This window comes from Pseudoalteromonas sp. KS88, assembly GCF_004766475.1.
In the GTDB taxonomy this organism is placed as follows: domain Bacteria; phylum Pseudomonadota; class Gammaproteobacteria; order Enterobacterales; family Alteromonadaceae; genus Pseudoalteromonas.
Window position 1 is genome coordinate 135,273 of the sequence record NZ_PYHV01000018.1, and the last position, 19,978, is coordinate 155,250.

The following is a 19,978-nucleotide window of genomic DNA, read 5'->3' on the forward strand; positions in this document are numbered from 1 at the left end:
TGTAAGGATTTAGTTATTTTATGGGTGAAAATAAACAGCGATTAGTTGTATTAGGCGCCGGTTGGTTAGGTCAAGCTTTATGTTTCGATAGGCTTGAGCATGATTGGTTAGTGCAAGGAACACATAGAAGTACTGACCATGATCATGATTTTTTACGTCAGTTGGAATTTAAAGAGAATCACCTTCATCATCAACTCGATTTAGAAAATGCGTGGTGGGTTTGTGCCATTCCCCCACGTAGTCGAAAAAAAGACAGCGACTATCAAGCAACACTTACACAGTGCTTATCGCTTGCAAAAAACATGAATATGCGAGGATTTGTCTTGTGTTCATCCACAGGTATTTATAATCAAGAAGCCCGAGTATACGATGAGAGTAGTGCTATTACTGGCTCAAGTGAGCGCCAGCAAAAGCTAATCGATGCTGAGCAAAGTGTGTTAAATACCGGTGGTAAAGTTTTACGTTTAGCTGGCCTAGTTGGCCCAAACCGTGACCCCGGCCAGTTCGTAGCAGGCAAGGAGCTGAATAGTTCTAGTCAGCAAGTGGTAAACATGGTGCACCAGCAGGATGTGATTAACGCGATTGTTTCAGTGTTTGAACATTGGCAGGAGGCCGACCCAATTTATAATGTGGTTAACCCATCGCATCCAAGCAAGGTTGATTACTACCAACAAAAATGTACGCAAAATGGGACACAACCTCCTACGTTTTCAAGTCATGAAAAAGCCGAGCGAATTATTGATGGCTCGGCTATAGAGTCACTTGGGTTTACGTATCAATACGATATTTAAACCCTGTGTTTATTATTTAGAATGATGTCAGTACATTTTTAGGCAATAAGCTACAAAGCTCGCCTTGCGCTAGCAAAGTGTTTGCCGCTTCGATATCTGGACCAAAGTAACGGTCCTTATCGTAGTAGCTCACTTTTTCGCGTAAGGTTGCTTTTACTTGCTCTACTTTAGCAGATGCTTTAAGTGGCGCTCTAAAATCCAAGCCCTGCGCAGAAGCCAACCACTCAACAGCGAGTACGCCTTGTGTATTGTCTGCCATTTCACCCAACCGGCGAGCAGCAAACGTCGCCATTGATACATGATCTTCTTGGTTTGCAGAGGTCGGTAAGCTATCTACCGATGCCGGGTGCGCGAGTGATTTGTTTTCTGACGCGAGTGCAGCTGCCGTAACTTGGGCAATCATAAAGCCTGAGTTAACGCCGCCATTTTCAACTAAAAACGGGGGCAGTTTCGATAGGTTTGAATCGATCAATAAGGCAATACGACGTTCAGCGAGTGCGCCAATTTCAGCAATAGCTAAGGCTAAGTTATCTGCTGCCATTGCAACGGGCTCTGCATGGAAGTTACCACCAGAAATAATATCGCCTACATCAGCAAATACGAGCGGGTTATCAGTCACACCATTTGATTCACACAATAATACTTCAGCGGCTTGGCGAATTTGTGTTAAACAAGCGCCTAAAACTTGAGGTTGGCAGCGTAAGCAGTAAGGGTCTTGTACTTTTTCACAATCAATGTGCGCTTCACTAATTTCAGAATGTTCGTCCAACATGTTACGAAAAATAGCCGCAGAATCAATTTGTCCACGTTGACCGCGCACTTCATGAATACGTGCATCAAAAGGAGAGCGACTACCCATAGCGGCTTCGATACTCATAGAACCAATGGCGCAACTTTGTGCATACAGATTCTCAGTACGGAATAAACCTTGTAAAGCAAAAGCGGTAGATGCTTGTGTGCCGTTTAATAATGCTAGGCCTTCTTTTGCTGCTAGAGTAAGTGGTGCTAACCCTGCAATTTCAAGTCCTTCAGTGGCTTTTATAAGTTTGCCTTGGTGGCGCATTTCGCCTTCACCTAATAAAGGTAAGCACATATGTGATAATGGAGCTAAATCACCCGATGCACCCACAGAGCCTTTTTTAGGCACGCAAGGGTAGACTTCTGCAGCAAGTAATTGCATAAAAAACTCAATCACTTTTAAGCGAATACCTGAAAAGCCACGTGATAACGAATTGATTTTTAAAACCATCATTAAACGTACCGTGCTGTCATCCATATACTCACCAATACCAGCGGCATGAGACAGTACAATTGAGCGCTGTAATAACTCAAGCTCATGTTCAGCTATTTTGGTGTTAGCTAATAAACCAAACCCGGTGTTAATACCGTATACAGTTCGGTTTTCATCAATCACATCTTGTACTGTTTGCGCGCTGGCAGCAATTTTTATCTCGCTGTCAGCAGCCAATGTTAGTGCAACGGGCGATTGGTTTATTTTACGCAATGTCGCTAAATCAAGCTGGCCGGGTGTGAGAGTGTATTCAAACATGATTATTCCTTATTAAGCATTGGCAAGTCTAAACCTTGCTCGTTGGCACAATTAATTGCAATGTCGTAACCTGCATCCGCATGGCGCATCACGCCTGTGGCAGGGTCGTTCCATAAAACGCGGCCTACACGTGCGGCGGCTTCGTCTGTGCCGTCTGCAACAATAACAACGCCTGAGTGTTGGCTAAAGCCCATACCTACGCCACCACCATGATGCAGTGATACCCAAGTAGCACCACCAGCTGTGTTCAGAAGTGCGTTTAGTAATGGCCAATCGGATACAGCATCAGAGCCATCTTTCATCGCTTCCGTTTCACGGTTAGGGCTAGCAACTGAACCTGAATCTAAATGATCACGACCAATAACCACTGGCGCTTTAAGCTCACCATTTTTCACCATTTCATTAAACGCAAGCGCTAAGCGAGCGCGGTCTTTTAAGCCAACCCAGCAAATTCGTGCTGGTAACCCTTGAAATTGAATACGCTCACGGGCCATATCAAGCCAGTTATGTAAGTGTTTGTCATCAGGGATAAGCTCTTTAACTTTAGCATCTGTTTTATATATGTCTTCTGGATCACCAGAAAGTGCAACCCAACGGAACGGGCCAATACCTTCACAGAATAATGGGCGAATGTAAGCAGGTACAAAACCTGGGAAGTCAAAGGCATTCGCTACCCCTTCTTCTAATGCCATTTGACGAATGTTATTACCATAGTCAGTTGTTGCAGCGCCGGCTTTTTGTAATGCCAGCATCGCTTTAACTTGCACAGCCATTGACTGCTTCGCAGCTTTTACAACAGCTTGTGGGTTTTGTTCGCGCATTGCTGCGGCGTGTTCCATGCTCCAATCTTGCGGTAAATAACCATTAAGAGGATCGTGAGCTGACGTTTGATCTGTAACAACATCCGGGGTGATATTGCGTTTAACAAGTTCACTAAATACATCTGCAGCATTGCCAAGTAAGCCCACAGATAAGGCTTCGCCTTTTGCACAGGCTTCATTAATAAGGGTTAATGCGTGATCTAGGTCAGTGGCTTTTACATCAACATAGCGGGTGTTAATTCTAAAGTCGATGCGGCTTTCATCACATTCAACCACTAGCGCACTAAAGCCCGCCATAGTTGCAGCAAGAGGTTGTGCGCCACCCATTCCGCCTAAACCGCCAGTTAATACCCATTTGCCTTTTGCTTCACCGTTAAAGTGTTGTTTAGCCATCGCGACAAAGGTCTCATACGTGCCTTGCACTATGCCTTGCGAACCGATGTAAATCCAAGAGCCCGCTGTCATTTGTCCGTACATCATCAGGCCAAGTTTATCGAGCTCATTAAAGTGATCCCAATTTGCCCAGTGGGGCACAAGGTTAGAGTTGGCAATTAATACACGAGGTGCGTTGCTGTGTGTTTTAAACACGCCAACAGGTTTACCTGATTGCACTAACAGGGTTTCGTCGTCCTCAAGTCGGTCTAATGTTTCGATGATCTTATCAAAGCATGGCCAATCGCGCGCAGCACGGCCAATACCACCATATACAACAAGTGCATGAGGGTGTTCAGCAACCTCAGGATCGAGGTTGTTCATTAGCATACGTTTAGCCGCTTCGGTGAGCCAGCTTTTAGCACTGATTTTATCACCATGCGGGGCGCGGATAATACGCGATTCGTCAAGTCTATTATTCATAATATGCTCCTGTTGTATATACAAGCTATTTGATTTCAAAAAATACGCAGTTAAGCGCATTTCATTGATATTTAGATTATTTTTTAAATGTTAAGTGCCCACCAAGACGGTATTTACTGCCTGGAGATACGAGACGAGCAAAGCTAACTATGCCATGCGATGACCAAGTACGGCGTATAACCTGTAAGCAAGGCTCTTCATGATATAAATTTAACCACTGACACATTTCACTGGTAGGCATAATGGCCTCAACGGTATGACGTGCCTCAGTCAGTGGTGCAACACTTGATAGGTATTCGTGTGGCGTCAAGTGAGTAAAATCTTGTTGTAAATAGCTGCTTGCCAGTGAAGGGTTTACAAAACGTTCTTCAACTTGTAACGGTTGATCGTTCTCGTTGTGCACTAATACACTGCGATAAACAACGCTATCGGCTTCAACACCCAGTGCAATTGCAATAGGTGCTAGCGCGTTGATAGACTCAAGTACCAACACGGTACAGCTATAATTACCATTACGTGCCTTCACTTCGTCAGCAATATTTTTAATTTCAAGCAATGACGATTGCGACTTAAAGCTGGCAACAAAGGTTCCAAGCCCTTGGCTTCGGGTGAGAATACCTGCCTCAGTCAATTCACTTAAAGCACGTCGTGCAGTCATTCTGCTAACACTGAACTGCTCTGCTAACTCATTTTCAGACGGCACGCGTTGGTTTTCAAGCCATGCGCCAGAGCGAATATTATCAACAATGAATTGCTTTATTTGTGCGAATTTTGGCGTCGTCATTAGTTTAAAAACACTACTTGTGAATTGCTTGTTAAATATAAGATGACACAATTACCTTGTATATACAAGATGGCTTGTTAAACTATAAAAAACATTATTAAGGGTGCTCACATGAATTCAATTGCAGATACGTCATCTCATGAATGGGATTTATTAATCACAGACGCCAATGTTGCTACGATGGATGGCGACATTGATGATACTTATGGTGCAATTGAAAATGCCGCCTTAGCGATTAAAGATGGTCATATCGCTTGGCTTGGAAAGCAAACTGACTTACCCACGTTTGATGCTTTTGCAACACCGACGATATCGGCCAAAGGCCAATGGCTTACACCAGGATTAATAGATTGTCATACACACTTGGTATTTGCAGGCTCGCGGGCAGAAGAATTCGAGCAACGATTACAAGGTGTGAGCTACGAGCAAATCGCAGCTCAAGGTGGCGGGATTGCGAGTACCGTAAAAGCGACTCGTGAGGCTGACCACGAAGCGTTATTCGTGCTGGCAAAAGACAGATTAAATGCACTTTACGCAGAGGGTGTGACAACCGTTGAAATTAAATCTGGTTACGGACTTGATTGCGAGAATGAAGTAAAAATCCTTGAAGTTGCTCGGTTACTTGGCGAAAACCACCCAGTTGATATCAAAACAACATTTCTTGGCGCGCATGCATTACCGCTCGAATATAAAGGTAAAAGTGATGAATACATAGAGCTTGTTTGCAACGAGATGTTGGAACAAGTTGTTGCAGCAAATTTAGCTGATGCAGTCGATGTATTTTGTGAAAACGTGGGCTTTAGCAATGATCAGACTCGTCGTGTATTTGAAGCCGCGAGCAAACACAACCTACCTGTAAAATGTCATGCGGAACAACTATCAAACCAACAAGGTGCTGAGCTGGTGGCAGAATTTAAAGGCTTATCAGCGGATCATATCGAATATTTAGACGAAGCGGGAGTAAAAGCAATGGCAGCAGCTGGCACTGTGGCTGTACTTTTACCTGGAGCGTTCTATTTTTTACGTGAAACAAAACAACCCCCCATTGCTTTATTGCAACAGCACAATGTGCCAATTGCATTATCAACAGACTTTAACCCGGGAACATCGCCATTGTGTTCTTTGCAATTAATGATGAATATGGGGTGTACATTGTTTCGCTTAACACCGGCGCAAACCTTGGCGGGAGTCACTCGCAATGCGGCTACAGCACTGGGTTTAAAAGACCGTGGAATACTTAAAGTGGGTATGCGAGCCGACATTGCTCATTGGCAAATATCTCACCCAGCACAATTAAGTTATCAATTGGGCGTAAATAAACTGTTAAATCTGTGGATATTAGGTAGACTTAATTAGACCTACCCTATGTTGTATTTACTTAATGTCTTTACTCGTACTATTTACAAATACTGGATTTGAATCGGTAGCAGGGAGTGCTTTATTTACAAATACACAAGTACCCGTTTTTTTAAGCGGGGCTGTTCTTATGTCGATGGTGTGTGCTTTATGCGTTGCTAAACAAGCCACTCTGCGACTAAGTTATATTATTAATGCTTTTATTGCGCTAGCATTATTAAGCTTCCATCCTCCCTACATAGAATTACTCTTAGTGTTAGCGACCGTTACCCATGTATGGCTCGTATCAAAGCAAAATAACTGGACTATGCTCAGTATTAGTTTTGCCGCCGCACTTTGTTTTTTGATCTTGTACGCTGCTAATGGGTTAGTTGCCTTGCCAATACATTGGCTCGTTGTTGCAACATTAATCCTTGCCAGCTCAGGGTATTTTATTGATGAAGAGCCTGCGGATGACATTGAGCCAAATGCCGTAGTAAATGAACATGCGCTAACACTATCACCCCTCGCTAGCTTTCCTAATCGTGCGCAATTACAAGCTTACTTTTATCATTGGCGAGAAGAGGCCCCTCACATGGGCGCACTTGTCATTATTCGATTAGAAGGATTTGCAGAGGTTAATCAGCATATTGGGCGGGATTTTGGTGATTTACTGCTGGCGCAATCGGCAAATAGAATTAAAGAGCTTTTAATGCTCGATGAAGTTGTCAGTCTAGGTAGCTCTGAAAAGCTAGCGCACCTAGGCGGTTTAAACTTTGCATTTATTTGCAGCTTAGATAACCAAAATCATCTGCATGAGCAATTAATCGACCGAATACTCGGCGCAACACTCAAGCCTTTTAATGTGGCTAACTGTACGATTGAAGTTAAGGCGCGGGCCAGTTTTGTAAAGTGCGACACGGATGAAGTCAGCTTTGATAGTTTAATATCGCATGCTTACTTAGCACTCGATAGCCAGCCAAATAAGCAAATAGTCGCGTATCAACAGCACATGATGGTAGAGCGATTAGAGCAACAAGCGCGACTTAAAGAACTGGCTAGTATTGATTTTTCAAGTGAATTGGAGCTTTATTTTCAACCTATTATACGTAGCGCAGATGAGAATATTGAATTTTTAGAATTACTACTACGTTGGCAGCATCCCAAGCAAGGTATTTTGTCAGCCAATCGGTTTATTGATGATATTCGCATTGCGGGATTAGCTTACCCGTTAGCTGAGTTTGTTATTGAAAGGGCGGCTGAGCTCATAATGGCGCTGCGCATGGAAGGGATAAAAATGCCATTGAGCATTAATGTATTTGGCTCTGAAATGCTAAATGAAGAGTTTATATCCTTTATTGATCAGGTCTTTAATGAACATAAACTATTGCCTGGAGACTTAATTATAGAATGCCCACTAGAGGTGTTTTTAAACTTAGATGCACAAGGTAAGGCAATGGTTGCACGGTTAAGTAGTCAAGGTGTAAAAATGTGCGTAGATGGCCTTGGCGATAGCCCTGTATGGCTAGCTAAACTGCCAAATTTGGCTGTAGAATATGTAAAAGTGGCGCCTTCGTTAACGGCAGACTTTAGTCAACAAGGGCACATACGAAGCTTAGTAAGCGGTATGGTTGAAATGCACAATCAACAAAATAGTAAAGTTATCTGTGAGGGCGTTGAAACACAAGAGCAATTAAACTTTGCCAATAGTCTTAACGTATTTGCGGCTCAGGGTTATTATTTCAGCCACCCATTAAGCAGTGTCGGTATGATCACGTGGTTGAAACAATGGCAAATAGAGCATTCATAAAAAGTGCTCAAGCAAAAGAGATTAACTCTCTTTTGCTTGTAAGTAGGCGTTAACCAGCGCCGTTATTATTTGAGCTGCGTCATTTAAACCTGCTTTTAAACCGCTAGGGTGCTGGTTTGGGGCTGCTTCACATAAATGCAAGTAACAGCTATTAGGCCTACTTGCCCCTAGATGTACAAAATGTTCAGCATCACTCACACTAAAACCGCAGTTGGTATAAGCACTAACTGGCATAAGTGAAATACTGTCCAAATCCACTTCAATGCCAAGCGGGTGATCGCAAAGCGTATCAAGTGCCTGTTGGCAGGCTTCTGCTAACGACTTTTCGCGTCTAACTTGTAAGGATTGATAACTATCATAATGAAAGTTTGCCTCGGCTAGTGCATCCAGAATCGCTTGGTTATTCTTTAGTTCATGCAAGCCGATAACATGGTAATTGTGCAGGTGTTTTTCATTATACGCATAGCGAAATCCATTACCTGAATGGCGCCCTTCACAGTCACGAAAGTCGGCGTGGGGGTCAAAATTAATTGCGTTAATAGGCTTATTTTTATGCTTACTTAAAGCGCGAATAATTCCTAAACAGTTATTATGGCCGCCACCAATAATAATAGGCTCAAGGCCTGCATTAAATATTAAGCTTAAAACATGCTCTACACGACTGTCTATTTGTTCGCAGTAGTCGCGCAATTGACCTAGTTGCTCAGGTATTTTGTTGTCTAAATGCGCAGCAGCTTTGCAAAGGTCTTCAACTGCTACTTCGCCAAGTAATAAGACTTTTTCGTTGGCTAAAAATTGATTGTCAGGCTGATTTAGAAAACGTTTTATGAATGCATGCCAGGCATCAGTTGCTCCCTCATTACCTAAATTTGCACGTGGGCCTATATCTTCGCAAACACCCACAAGTACATATTTAATACCAAATTGGGCGGCATCTTGCAGTGCTTGTAAAGGATTAACTTGGGTGTCTAAAAGAGCAATAGATTGCCAGGCTTTTTTTTCATTCAAGCGACTGCTACACCAAGGTTTAACAGTCGCTTCGTCGTAGATATGTAAATAGTCAGTCATTTATTATTCTACGACTTCCAGCTCAAGCTCTTCTGCAGATAATACAATACCTGTGCTATCGGCATAGACAAAATCATCATCAAAGAATGAAACGCCAGCAAAATTAACACCAATGCCGTCTTCTCCAGCTCCCTGGCTATCAGCTGCTACAGGAATTGACGCAATGGCTTGAATACCTAAATCAATTTCTTCAAGTTCGTCAACATGGCGAACTGCGCCATAAACAATAATACCTTGCCAGTTGTTCTGAACAGCCAATTCCGCTAATTCAATATCAATTAGTGCGCGGCGTGTTGAGCCACCGCCATCAATAAGTAAAACGCAATCATCACCGTCTTCGCTCAGGATTTCCCTGATCAATTCATTATTTTCAAAACATTTAACGGTTTTGATTCGGCCGCAAAAACTGTGACGTCCACCAAAATTGATAAACATAGGTTCGAGCACATCAACCACATCGGCGAAGTGGTCACATAAATCAGAGGTGCTGTAATCCATTTTTCTATCCTTCTAAAAGATATAAGAGCGAGTTCTCAGTATACCTCTCTTAAATGCAATAACAACGACTTAATGGTAGTTAATTGGCCTATTTTTAAGCAGCAATTGTGCTAAATCAGGAAAAGCAATATTAGTGTCTTAAAAGCGTCACCCAATTGTTATTTTGAGCGCCTATGCTAAAAATATTGTATAAAAAAGGGTCACACCATGAGTCAGTACAACATATTTAAAAAAATGGCACAGTTGGATGAACACTTATTTCTAAAGCTATTTAATGGTAACTCACCAACATGGCTAAAAAACTCTGCTTTGGGGTTATCAAAAAGTGGCGATGGAGGCTTATATGTAGTGTTAGCTCTGGCATGTGGTTGGTTTGGGCAGGCGCAGCAGCTACAAATGTTGTCGATTACTTTGTTGCTGGGCTTTGTGATTGAAAGGCCTATTTACTTTGTAGCGAAAAAAAGTTTTGCGCGAATTCGCCCTTGTGATTGTTTAGTCAAAGGTGCTTATATAATTCCAAGTGATAAATTTAGTTTGCCCTCTGGTCATAGCGCAGGTGCATTTTTAGTTGCCATTATACTTACGCATTATTTTCCTGACTTAATTGGTTTATGGTTCGCTTGGGCAAGTGGTGTTGCTGCTTCTCGCGTTGTTTTGGGTGTCCATTTTCCTGCTGATGTTGTGCTTGGGGCCTTAATGGGAGCAAGTTGTGGTTTAACGGCTATTTTGTTGGTGGGTTACCTATGAGAATACTGTATGGCATTCAAGGGACTGGTAATGGGCATATCACCCGCGCGCGCGTGATGGCGAATGCATTTTCTGAAATGGGAATTGACGTTGATTATGTTTTTTCAGGTCGCGCAGAACAAGACTATTTTGACATGGAAGAGTTTTCAGATTACCGGCGCTTTCATGGTTTATCTTTTTCGACACAAAACGGCAAAATTAAAAGCTATGACACAGTAAAAAATGCCAAATTATGTAAGCTGGTGCATGACATAAAGCAGCTCGATGTATCTGGTTATGATTTTGTTTTTAATGACTTTGAACCTGTTTCAGCTTGGGCTGCCAAGCGACAAGGCGTGCCTGTTATTGGCATGAGCCACCAAGCAGCTTTTTTATCACCTAAGGTACCTATGACTGGTAATGCTTTGCTGCATCGGTCTTTAATTCGTTATTATGCACCTGCAAATATATATTTAGGCGTCCATTGGCAGCCGTTTGCAGATAATATTATACCTCCTTTTATTGCCAGTCATTGGCATAATAACCCAGTGAGTATAGATAATAAGGTGTTGGTCTATTTACCCTTTGAAGAGCTTGCAAGCGTTATAGACTACTTAAAAGACTTTCCTGATAAAGAATTTTATTGCTACCACCCCAGCGCACAAAATAGTTCTCAAGGGCATATACATTTGCGTAAGCCATCACGCAGTGGCTTTTTAAATGATTTAGCTAACACCAGCGGAGTTATTGCAAATGCTGGGTTTGAGCTATCAAGTGAAGCCCTTAAATTGGGTAAAAAATTGTTGCTAAAACCGTTAGCTGGGCAATTTGAGCAAGATGCAAATGCACATACATTATTAGCAATGAATGCTGCGCATGTTATGCGTTACTTAAACCCCTGTGCGTTAGATGAGTGGATTGTGAGCAAAGCGCATAAGCGGATTAACTTTCCCAGTGACCCTAAGCCATTAGTTAATTGGTTGGTAGATAAACAATGGGAAAATACAGAAAAACTACATCAAAGCTTATGGAAATCAGTGTGCTAAATTGTAATCGGACACATTTTTTTGTAGTGAATAGTGATAAATTCGTGGGATAATCTACACTATAGGTTAAACACTTTACTAGAAAATCTAGTGACCCTAACTAAAAGGCTGCAGTAGATGACAATTCTCCAAAACTTGACGATAAAGCGTCGGCTACAAATTAATGCGCTCGTTGTTGGTTTAGCAATGATAGTTATGTTATTTATCATCATTTATGAAGCAAGAGTCATGCTGAAATTAAATGAAACTATTCAGTATGCGGAGGAGCTAGATATTCATGAATTATCAATGCGCAAATACGAAAAAGACTTCTTATTTTATAAAGATGAATCTAAATTAGCGTTGTTTGATAAAGAGTATCAGCAGCTTCAAGTTAAGCTAGACAAACTAAAGGTATTATCAAACGAGTTAGGGATAGCGACTGCGGATGTGAATCAATTTGGAGTGCTAGCTCAAAAATACTACGATGATTTTCAGGTCGTAGTTGAATTTCAAAGAGCAATTGGTTTGCACCCAAAAGATGCGCTGTATGGTGAGCTACGAAGTGCAGTACACCAGATAGAAACTCTGTTAAATGAGCAAGATAACTATCAATTACTTACCTTAATGTTACAACTTCGCCGCGCTGAAAAAGACTTTATGCTGCGTTTGGATATAAAGTATTTATCGCGCTTTGAAGGTATAGCGAATGACCTTGAGCAGCAAATTAAAAGCTCAAGTATTAATAGTAGTACTCGTAATGAATTAGTATCGTTGTTAAGTAGTTATGAAAGCAAATTTACAGCATTGGTGGATGCACAAAAGTCACTCGGTCTAGATCTTGACTCTGGCGCGCTCGGTAAAATGAGAGTAAGTGTAAAGAAAAGCGACGAAGTTGTATCTAGAATAACCAGTGCAACAAAGCAACAAGTTACTGATACCGCCGATAGAGTGCAAATGTTGGCAATTGCTATTTTTAGTATTGCAGGGCTAATTGTTATGCTATTGGTGTACTTTACTAGCCGTTCAATTATCCAGCCTATTGAGCGCGTGTATCACACAATAAATGATATCAGGCGTAACAACGACCTAAGCTTATTTATTGAAGAAACAGGTAAAGACGAAATAACTACAATGACCGTAGACTTTAATAGCTTAATTGGTGATTTTAAAAAGCTAATTTATGAAGTAAATACGGCGTTGACCACACTGAATATTGCCACAGGCAACTTATCAGAAACAACCGCTGCAACTAGTTCTGGTATGCAAGAGCAACTGCATGAAGCTGATATGGTAGCAACGGCTGCAACAGAGATGCAGGCAACGATTCAAGATATTTCACACAACACAGAAGCCGCAGCTAAAAAAGCTGAATCAACCAATCTGAATGCGCAGAAAGGTCGTTCAGAAGTAGAATCAACAGTTAATCATATTAACCAGTTATCTAATTCATTAGGTGATGCGTCTGCAGTTGTATCTCAGCTAGAAAAAGACGGTGAAACCATTGGGTCGGTTCTTGACGTAATACGTGGTATTGCCGAGCAGACAAACTTACTTGCCCTTAACGCAGCCATAGAGGCAGCTCGCGCAGGCGAACAAGGTCGAGGCTTTGCGGTGGTTGCAGATGAAGTGCGTTCACTTGCCCAACGTACGCAAGAATCCACGAAAGAAATTGAAAGTATTATTTCAACGCTACAAGGTCGTACGCAAGAAGTGGTAAGCATAATGCAACGCTGCCGTACACAAGGTGGTGAGAGCGCTGAACAAGCCACTAGAGCGGGTGAATTACTGGGCTCAATTACCGAAGATGTACAAACAATTATGGATATGAGTACCCATATTGCAGCAGCCATTGACGAGCAAAGCCAAGTGGCGTCAGAAGTGAATAAAAATGTAGTACGTATTCGTGATATTGCAGAAGATGCGTCGACTCATGCCACAACGAACGCACAAACCAGTGAAGAAGTATCAGAGCAAGCGAAAGTACTGCATCAAGCGATAGATAAGTTTAAGGTTTAGCCGTCAGCCGTCAGCCGTCAGCTTTAAAGTTATAAGCCATAAGTTTTAAGCAGCCCTGAGTTGCTTGAAACTTATGGCTTTTTTGTTTGTACTCTTTTCTATTTTTAAGTTAAAGGTTACTCTCAGTTTTATTCCTCGACGATAAACCAGTTAATTGGAGCCTCATTGCTAAAGTGTAATCAGTGTGCGGTTAAAAAAGACTTCAAAGTACATTTTTGGATGTCAAAAATAGACATGATTGGGTTTATCTTTCTTAGCATTTGTTTAGCTATACCCATTGGAATTGTGGCTTTCTTAGCCGAGGAATCGCAAAGTTTTGCTCGTTTTATTGCTTTTACAGTTCTCATGTTTGCAGCGATTAAAAAACACGAAAAAGTAGTTGTACTTTTAATCGTTGAGCTTGTCATTGATTGGGCTCTTGAACAGGCTGGAATGTATGAGCTTAGCTTAATGATTGCGACGGCATTTTTGCTTACCTTTATAAAACTTGGTAGCAAAATATATGGTTTCTTTTTTCAATGTGTAAATTATAAATTTGATTTAGACCTCTTTTGCCCAAAGTGTAATAAAACGTATAAAAAAGTTAGGCTGCCAGTTATCAGTTAGTCATCAAGCAAATACTGTCACTAACGGCAGGAGTCAAAAATATGGTTAAAGTTAAAAAAATATTTCTTATAATGCTTTTGGCATGTTTAGTAATGAATGCATATGCGCAAAATGAGCAATTTGAGGTTCAAGCCATAACTTGGATTAAGCTATTTGAAAATAAAGATAGTTTGCTAACGAATAAAATAAGCCTAACGGCATTTTATGTAGGTGATGGATTTTACCAAGACCAAATTACAGCAAACATTGTTGCATCCGAATATTTAGTATTCCCATTCTTGGGTGAGTATTCTGAGGGCTTTATAAAACATTGTTTGTATAAGGACTTAAAGGTGGTAGGTTTTATTTCCGCTGATAAAAATAGTCGTGCGCCGAGAATAAGAAAAGTCAGTAAGTTAAGTACAATATCAAATCCTGAGTATAATTGTTTAGAGCAGATATCAAACTTTGTAAATTGAAATACACCACCTTTTAATTAAATTAAACGTGCTCGTTTTTACCAATCTATGAATAACACACTTACAAATTTTTGCAAAAAGTAGGGTGTAAGAAGTTAATAGCAAAACAGGTGTTTTCGAATCGGCCTAAAATGACAGGGAGTAATTATTAATTGCTCTGGGGGTAAGTTTTCTTTGTTACTTAGCTCGCACCTTCTCGACTAGTTTCGCTGGCTAGTATGAATTATGTCGTTCGGCCTAAGGCATAACTAATTAAAGCTCGCAGCTAAATCAAGGCACAAACTTTATTGGTACGCTATCTTTACTCGCTTGATGCTCTGTGACACGTTGTTGATAGGTTTGCCATAACTCATCATGGTTAGCTTGTAGGTGCGAGAAGTAGCTCCAACTGAATAAGCCGCTGTTGTGGTTGTCGTCGAAAATGAGCTTAATAGCATAGTGGCCAACAGGCTCTATTTTACTAATGCCAACCTGTGATTTACCCAGTACTAGCTTCATTGGCTCATTGCCATGGCCTTGTACTTCGGCAGAAGGGGAGTGAACACGTAAAAACTCACTGCTGAAAGTGCATGTTGAGTCGTCATCAAAATAAACATCAAGGGTTTTGCTAACGGTATGATGGTGTACCTTGATCACTTGTTTCATTGTTATACCTTTGTGATTAACCTAGAACCTAGAACCTAGAACCTAGAACCTAGAACCTAGAACCTAGAACCTAGAATCTAGAACCTAGAACCTAGGCCCTAGATCCTAGTTTGAAAATTAAAGAATAAAGCGGCTTAGGTCTTCATCTTCAACTAATGCGCCTAAATGTTTTTCAACATAAGCGGCGTCAATCACAAGATTTGAACCTGCTTGCTCAGAAGCATCAAATGAAATTTCTTCCATTAGTTTTTCCATCACAGTATGTAAGCGACGAGCACCGATATTTTCGGTCTTTTCGTTTACCTGCCACGCTGCTTTTGCAATACGTTCAATAGCATCATCGGCAAACTCTATATTCACTTTCTCAGTTTTAAGAAGTTCGCGTTGCTGCTCGGTAAGCGATGCATGAGGCTCGGTAAGAATGCGTTTGAAGTCATCAGCTGTGAGTGCTTCTAACTCAACACGAATTGGTAAGCGACCTTGAAGCTCTGGGATCATGTCAGATGGTTTTGACATTTGGAATGCACCAGAGGCAATAAATAGCATGTGATCGGTTTTAACCATGCCATGTTTAGTGTTAACAGTTGAACCTTCAATCAATGGTAGTAAGTCGCGTTGTACGCCTTCACGGCTTACGTCTGGACCTGATGATTCACCACGCTTACAGATTTTGTCTATCTCATCGATAAACACAATACCGTTTTGCTCAACCGCAAAGATAGCTTGTTCTTTAAGCTCTTCAGGGTTTACTAATTTAGCAGCTTCTTCTTCGGCTAATAGTTTAAACGCTTCTTTGATTTTCAGCTTACGTTTCGCTTTTTTATCAGATGACATGTTTTGGAACATGCTTTGCAGCTGGTTGGTCATTTCTTCCATGCCCGGTGGCGACATGATCTCAACATTAGGTTGCGCTTGAGCAACATCAATATCAATTTCTTTGTCGTCTAGCTGACCTTCGCGAAGCTTTTTACGAAACGTTTGGCGTGTAGATGAGTTGTCATCACGCTGAGCTTCACCGTATGAGTCTTTCGCTGGTGGCAATAGGGCGTCTAAAATGCGCTCTTCTGCGGCTTCTTCAGCGCGGTGCTTAAACTTTTTAGTTTGCTGTTCACGCGTCATTTTAATCGACACATCGACTAAGTCACGAATGATGGTTTCAACTTCTTTACCGACATAACCTACTTCGGTGAATTTAGTGGCTTCAACTTTGATAAATGGCGCGTTAGCAAGTTTTGCTAAACGGCGCGCAATTTCAGTTTTACCCACACCGGTAGGCCCAATCATTAAGATATTTTTCGGGGTGACTTCAGCACGTAAGTCGTCGTTTAATTGCATACGGCGCCAGCGATTACGAAGCGCAATAGAGACGGCTTTTTTGGCTTTAGCTTGACCAATAATATGTTGGTCAAGTTCATGAACGATTTCTCTTGGAGTCATAGCAGACATAGCGATTCCTATTACAATTCTTCGATAGTTTGGAAGTTATTAGTGAATACGCAAATGTCGCCTGCAATAGTGAGGCTTTTTTCTACGATATCACGGGCGCTTAGGTCGGTGTTTTCAAGTAATGCAGTTGCGGCTGATTGCGCAAAGTTACCACCGCTGCCAATAGCGATTAGGTCATTTTCAGGCTGTACGACATCGCCATTACCTGTAATGATTAAAGAAGCTGTTTCGTCTGCAACTGCAAGCAAGGCTTCGAGTTTACGAAGGGCACGATCGCTACGCCAGTCTTTTGCCATTTCAACGGCAGCCTTGGTGAGGTTACCTTGGTGCATTTCTAGTTTGCTTTCAAAACGTTCGAATAGGGTAAAGGCATCAGCAGTACCGCCGGCAAAACCAGCGATTACTTTGCCATTATAAAGGCGTCGAACTTTGCGGGCATTGCCCTTCATTACGGTGTTACCAAGTGAAACTTGGCCATCGCCACCAATGACGACTTTATCGTCGCGACGTACACTTACAATAGTAGTCATGTTATTCCTCATCATCGAGTCACAGGGGCGACTCGTAAAAAACGATTGATGAGGAGTTAATATGGGTTAATGGATTAAAATCAAGTCCAAAGCCAAATTCCACAGCCCATTATTTTGCTGCGCTTAAGTTTGTTTTTGTCGCTTTCGGCTAAACGCTTTGTTTTATAAGGACCTAAGCGTACTTTATACCAAATGCCATTGGTGCCTGTGGTTTCACGTACTTCGGCAATGAGTCCTGCAAAGGCTATTTTTGCTTTGAGTGTTTCGGCTTGAGCACGGGTTCTAAATGATCCGCACTGCATAACGTAGGGGCCTTTTTGTTCAAGCTCTTTTACTTCAACTTGTACTTCATGCTCTTTTATTTCTTTAATAAATTCAGGCGGTCGCGGTTTGGCAGGTTCAACCTTTTCAATCTTTTTAGTGGGGTTTGCTTGTTGTTCAACAAGTTTAGGATCGGCATTGGTTTTTACATACCAAAGTCCAAAACAAAACCCGCCTACTAAAACCAGAGTCACAAGGACTAATAAAATCGGAAAAGGCTTTTTCGGTGTTGGTTGTTTTTTACTGTTGCGGTTACCCGGCTTTTTATTAATAAAATCGTGTTGTGCCATGTGTGTTTAAAGCTCTAACCTTAAATCATATCGATTGGGTCGACATCTAAACTCCAGCGCACTTTCTGTGCTAATTTACTGGTGCTTAAATAATCTATCATTTGCGCGAGATATTGATGTAATTGTTGACGATCAAGCGCTTGAATATGTAATTGAAAACGGTATTTTCCTGCTATCTTTTCAAGTGGTGCAGGAATTGGACCCAGCAATTGTATACCACTTACACCTTGCACTGGAACTAAATCAGTTAAAAAATCCACCACCTGTTTTACGTTATGCCCTTGCGCCCTTACAATCGCCATATTAGTGATTGGGGGAAGCTCTGCATCTTCACGCTCTTGCAAAGCAAAGCGGGCAAAGTCTTGGTAACCGTTGTTGACCAAGTCTTGCAATAGTGGATGCTCAGGAAAGTGCGTTTGTAATAAAACATGGCCGGGCTCTCCGCTTCGTCCAGCGCGCCCCGCCACTTGTGTAACCAGTTGAGCTAAATGCTCAGTAGCACGAAAATCACAGGAATAAAGGCCGCTGTCTACATCCAAAATAAGCACTAAGCTAACATCGGGAAAGTGGTGACCTTTAGCCAGCATTTGAGTGCCTACTAAAATCCGGGCGCCACCTTGATTGATATCATCTAAGGCTTTTTCCAAGCTGCCTTTACGGCGCGTCGAATCTCTGTCAATACGGCTAATGGGGGTATCGGCAAATTCGCTCGTTAAAAATTCTTCTATTTGCTCAGTGCCTTTACCATTTGGAAATATTTGTGTGCTGCCGCAGTCAGGGCATTGATGTGGTACACGCTCTTGCTCACCGCAGTGATGGCAAATCATTTGCCCTATGGCTTTATGAAACGTCGCGCTGGTACTGCAACGCGAGCATTCACTAAGCCAGCCACATTCATGGCAAATTAGCGTAGGTGAAAAACCACGGCGGTTTAAAAACACCATTACTTGCTTACCACGATTTAAATGCTGGCGCATTGTAGCAAGGCTTGCATGGGCAATACCGGCTTGATCAGGCTGGCCTTTCATATCTAACAGCTGAAATTTATTATCTGTACTGGTTTGCGCGCGCTGCGTTAGGCTTAACAGTTGGTACTTACCATTAATCGCTTTGTGCAGGGTTTCTAGTGCGGGTGTAGCCGAGCCTAATACCAAAGGGATTTTATGTTGAAAAGCACGATATGCTGCTAGGTCTCTGGCATGATAGCGCAAGGTATCTTGTTGTTTGAATGAACTATCATGCTCTTCATCAACAATGATCATACCGAGTTTCAAAAAGGGTAAAAATATACTTGAACGAGTTCCTATAACAATAGCGCAGCTGGCTTTTTCGCAAAAGCGCCACGTTTGTAAGCGTTCGTTATCAGTTAGGGCTGAATGCCAAAGCATGATTGGGGTATCAACAAAGCGGCGACGAAAGCGGTTTACGGTTTGTGGTGTTAAGCCAATTTCAGGTACTAATACCAGTGCTTGCTCGCCCCGTTTTAATACTTCTTCTAGGCATTGTAAGTACACCTCGGTTTTACCACTGCCGGTGACACCTTCAAGTAAAAAGCTATTAAAACCTGTGCTTTGGTTTATTGAAGTGCAGGCAACAGCTTGCTCTTTGTTTAATACAGGTTTGGTACCGATTTTTGGTGCTTGTTGCTGCCATTGGTTATCGTGTTCAATACTTTGGTTAATCAGCTCTTTGCTGAGCAGACTATCAATGGTTTTTTTATTAAACCCCAAGGCTTTTAATTCGGTGAGTGAGGACTTTCCTGATTCGGCTAATTGTTTTAAAAGTCCTAGTTGGCTTTTTGCCTTTAAAGAGGGAAGTTTGGCACCTTTTTCAGTCAAGGCGACCATGTTGATACTACTCTTATCAGGACATTCGCCTTGGCGTAATGCGCCAGGTAGCGCGATGTGTATTGTTTCGCCTAATGGGTAGCAATAATAGCGAGCAGTAAAGCGCAATAAATCAAGATGTTGAGCAGACAAAATAGGCTCATCATCAATTACCTCTAAGAGTGCTTTAATTTTTTCGGCTGGTACGTCTGTATTATTTTTAAGTGCTAGGACGACAGCGACTTTTTTTTGATTACCAAATGGCACAATAACCCGCGAACCGACCTTCGGTGTGCCCGATAAACCATTAAGTTGTTCCGGTAGGCTGTAATCAAAAGTTCGCTGTAGCGGGACTTTTATAGCAACTTCAACAAAACTCATAGCAACTCAACAACAATCAACAAGATTGCTAATGTACTAAAGTTACGATAAAAAACCTATCAGCAAATAAGCCGATTAAAGTTTTTGCTCATTTTATTAGCAAAAAACGTATTTAAAGCTTGTAGCGAGCGGGGTTGTTGCTTAGAATACGCGTCCAATTATTTTGATTTAAACGACGTATGGTGCCAGACTTC

General features: G+C 41.8%; 18 protein-coding genes. 8 read left to right on the forward strand and 10 right to left on the reverse strand.

The genetic code is table 11. The annotated features are described in order from the left end of the window. Positions 1-20 precede the first annotated feature (20 nt). A complete protein-coding gene (locus C7Y70_RS11795) occupies positions 21-791 on the forward strand; it encodes an NADP-binding protein (RefSeq protein ID WP_135475054.1) in 771 nt (256 codons plus the stop codon). A 16-nt stretch (positions 792-807) separates the two neighbouring features. Here the strand turns inward: C7Y70_RS11795 and hutH are convergent, their stop codons facing one another. From hutH to hutC, 3 genes are all read right to left on the reverse strand, one after another. After that, the gene (gene hutH / locus C7Y70_RS11800; protein ID WP_135475055.1) at positions 808-2,340 is read right to left on the reverse strand and encodes a histidine ammonia-lyase; all 1,533 of its coding nucleotides are present in this window, start codon (positions 2,338-2,340) and stop codon (positions 808-810) included. A 2-nt stretch (positions 2,341-2,342) separates the two neighbouring features. After that, positions 2,343-4,016, reverse strand: coding sequence for a urocanate hydratase (hutU, locus tag C7Y70_RS11805; RefSeq protein WP_135475056.1), 1,674 nt, complete (start codon positions 4,014-4,016; stop codon positions 2,343-2,345). 76 nt (positions 4,017-4,092) lie between these two features. Continuing rightward, entirely contained in the window at positions 4,093-4,800 is a 708-nt protein-coding gene (hutC, locus tag C7Y70_RS11810; protein WP_099295384.1) for a histidine utilization repressor, read from the reverse strand. 111 nt (positions 4,801-4,911) lie between these two features. Between hutC and hutI the strand changes: the two genes are divergently transcribed. Next, entirely contained in the window at positions 4,912-6,156 is a 1,245-nt protein-coding gene (gene hutI, locus C7Y70_RS11815) for an imidazolonepropionase (RefSeq protein WP_135475057.1), read from the forward strand. Between the two features lie 130 nt (positions 6,157-6,286). Then, positions 6,287-7,945 carry a GGDEF domain-containing phosphodiesterase gene (locus tag C7Y70_RS11820; protein WP_135475111.1) on the forward strand — a complete coding sequence of 553 codons (1,659 nt, stop codon included), beginning with the start codon at positions 6,287-6,289 and terminating at the stop codon, positions 7,943-7,945. A 21-nt stretch (positions 7,946-7,966) separates the two neighbouring features. Here the strand turns inward: C7Y70_RS11820 and C7Y70_RS11825 are convergent, their stop codons facing one another. Both C7Y70_RS11825 and rraA read right to left on the reverse strand, forming a co-directional pair. Continuing rightward, a complete protein-coding gene (locus C7Y70_RS11825) occupies positions 7,967-9,013 on the reverse strand; it encodes a formimidoylglutamase (protein WP_135475058.1) in 1,047 nt (348 codons plus the stop codon). 3 nt (positions 9,014-9,016) lie between these two features. Continuing rightward, positions 9,017-9,511 (reverse strand): ribonuclease E activity regulator RraA, encoded by a 495-nt coding sequence (rraA, locus tag C7Y70_RS11830; protein WP_135475059.1) that lies wholly within the window; start codon positions 9,509-9,511, stop codon positions 9,017-9,019. Between the two features lie 207 nt (positions 9,512-9,718). Between rraA and C7Y70_RS11835 the strand changes: the two genes are divergently transcribed. The 5 genes from C7Y70_RS11835 to C7Y70_RS11855 all read left to right on the forward strand — a co-directional run bounded on the left by C7Y70_RS11835 (position 9,719) and on the right by C7Y70_RS11855 (position 14,345). Further along, on the forward strand, positions 9,719-10,258 hold the full coding sequence (locus C7Y70_RS11835; protein WP_135475060.1) for a phosphatase PAP2 family protein: 540 nt from the start codon (positions 9,719-9,721) through the stop codon (positions 10,256-10,258). After that, a complete protein-coding gene (locus tag C7Y70_RS11840; protein ID WP_099295378.1) occupies positions 10,255-11,283 on the forward strand; it encodes an MJ1255/VC2487 family glycosyltransferase in 1,029 nt (342 codons plus the stop codon). Before C7Y70_RS11835 ends, C7Y70_RS11840 begins: the two co-directional genes overlap by 4 nt. A 117-nt stretch (positions 11,284-11,400) precedes the next feature. Continuing rightward, positions 11,401-13,281, forward strand: coding sequence for a HAMP domain-containing methyl-accepting chemotaxis protein (locus C7Y70_RS11845; protein ID WP_135475061.1), 1,881 nt, complete (start codon positions 11,401-11,403; stop codon positions 13,279-13,281). Positions 13,282-13,500: 219 nt separating this feature from the next. Beyond that, positions 13,501-13,887 (forward strand): hypothetical protein, encoded by a 387-nt coding sequence (locus C7Y70_RS11850; RefSeq protein WP_245321495.1) that lies wholly within the window; start codon positions 13,501-13,503, stop codon positions 13,885-13,887. A 41-nt stretch (positions 13,888-13,928) separates the two neighbouring features. Next, entirely contained in the window at positions 13,929-14,345 is a 417-nt protein-coding gene (locus C7Y70_RS11855; protein WP_135475062.1) for a hypothetical protein, read from the forward strand. Between the two features lie 270 nt (positions 14,346-14,615). Here C7Y70_RS11855 and C7Y70_RS11860 read toward each other — a convergent pair whose 3' ends face one another. The 5 genes from C7Y70_RS11860 to priA all read right to left on the reverse strand — a co-directional run bounded on the left by C7Y70_RS11860 (position 14,616) and on the right by priA (position 19,784). Continuing rightward, complete coding sequence (locus C7Y70_RS11860) at positions 14,616-14,990, reverse strand: gamma-butyrobetaine hydroxylase-like domain-containing protein (RefSeq protein WP_135475063.1); 375 nt, start codon at positions 14,988-14,990, stop codon at positions 14,616-14,618. Between the two features lie 117 nt (positions 14,991-15,107). Then, on the reverse strand, positions 15,108-16,436 hold the full coding sequence (hslU, locus tag C7Y70_RS11865; protein ID WP_135475064.1) for an HslU--HslV peptidase ATPase subunit: 1,329 nt from the start codon (positions 16,434-16,436) through the stop codon (positions 15,108-15,110). A gap of 11 nt (positions 16,437-16,447) precedes the next feature. Further along, complete coding sequence (gene hslV / locus C7Y70_RS11870) at positions 16,448-16,966, reverse strand: ATP-dependent protease subunit HslV (protein WP_099295373.1); 519 nt, start codon at positions 16,964-16,966, stop codon at positions 16,448-16,450. A gap of 80 nt (positions 16,967-17,046) precedes the next feature. Then, positions 17,047-17,577, reverse strand: a complete 531-nt coding sequence (locus C7Y70_RS11875) for an SPOR domain-containing protein (protein WP_135475065.1) — start codon at positions 17,575-17,577, stop codon at positions 17,047-17,049. Between the two features lie 20 nt (positions 17,578-17,597). Beyond that, positions 17,598-19,784, reverse strand: coding sequence for a primosomal protein N' (gene priA / locus C7Y70_RS11880; RefSeq protein WP_135475066.1), 2,187 nt, complete (start codon positions 19,782-19,784; stop codon positions 17,598-17,600). Positions 19,785-19,978: the final 194 nt, after the last annotated feature.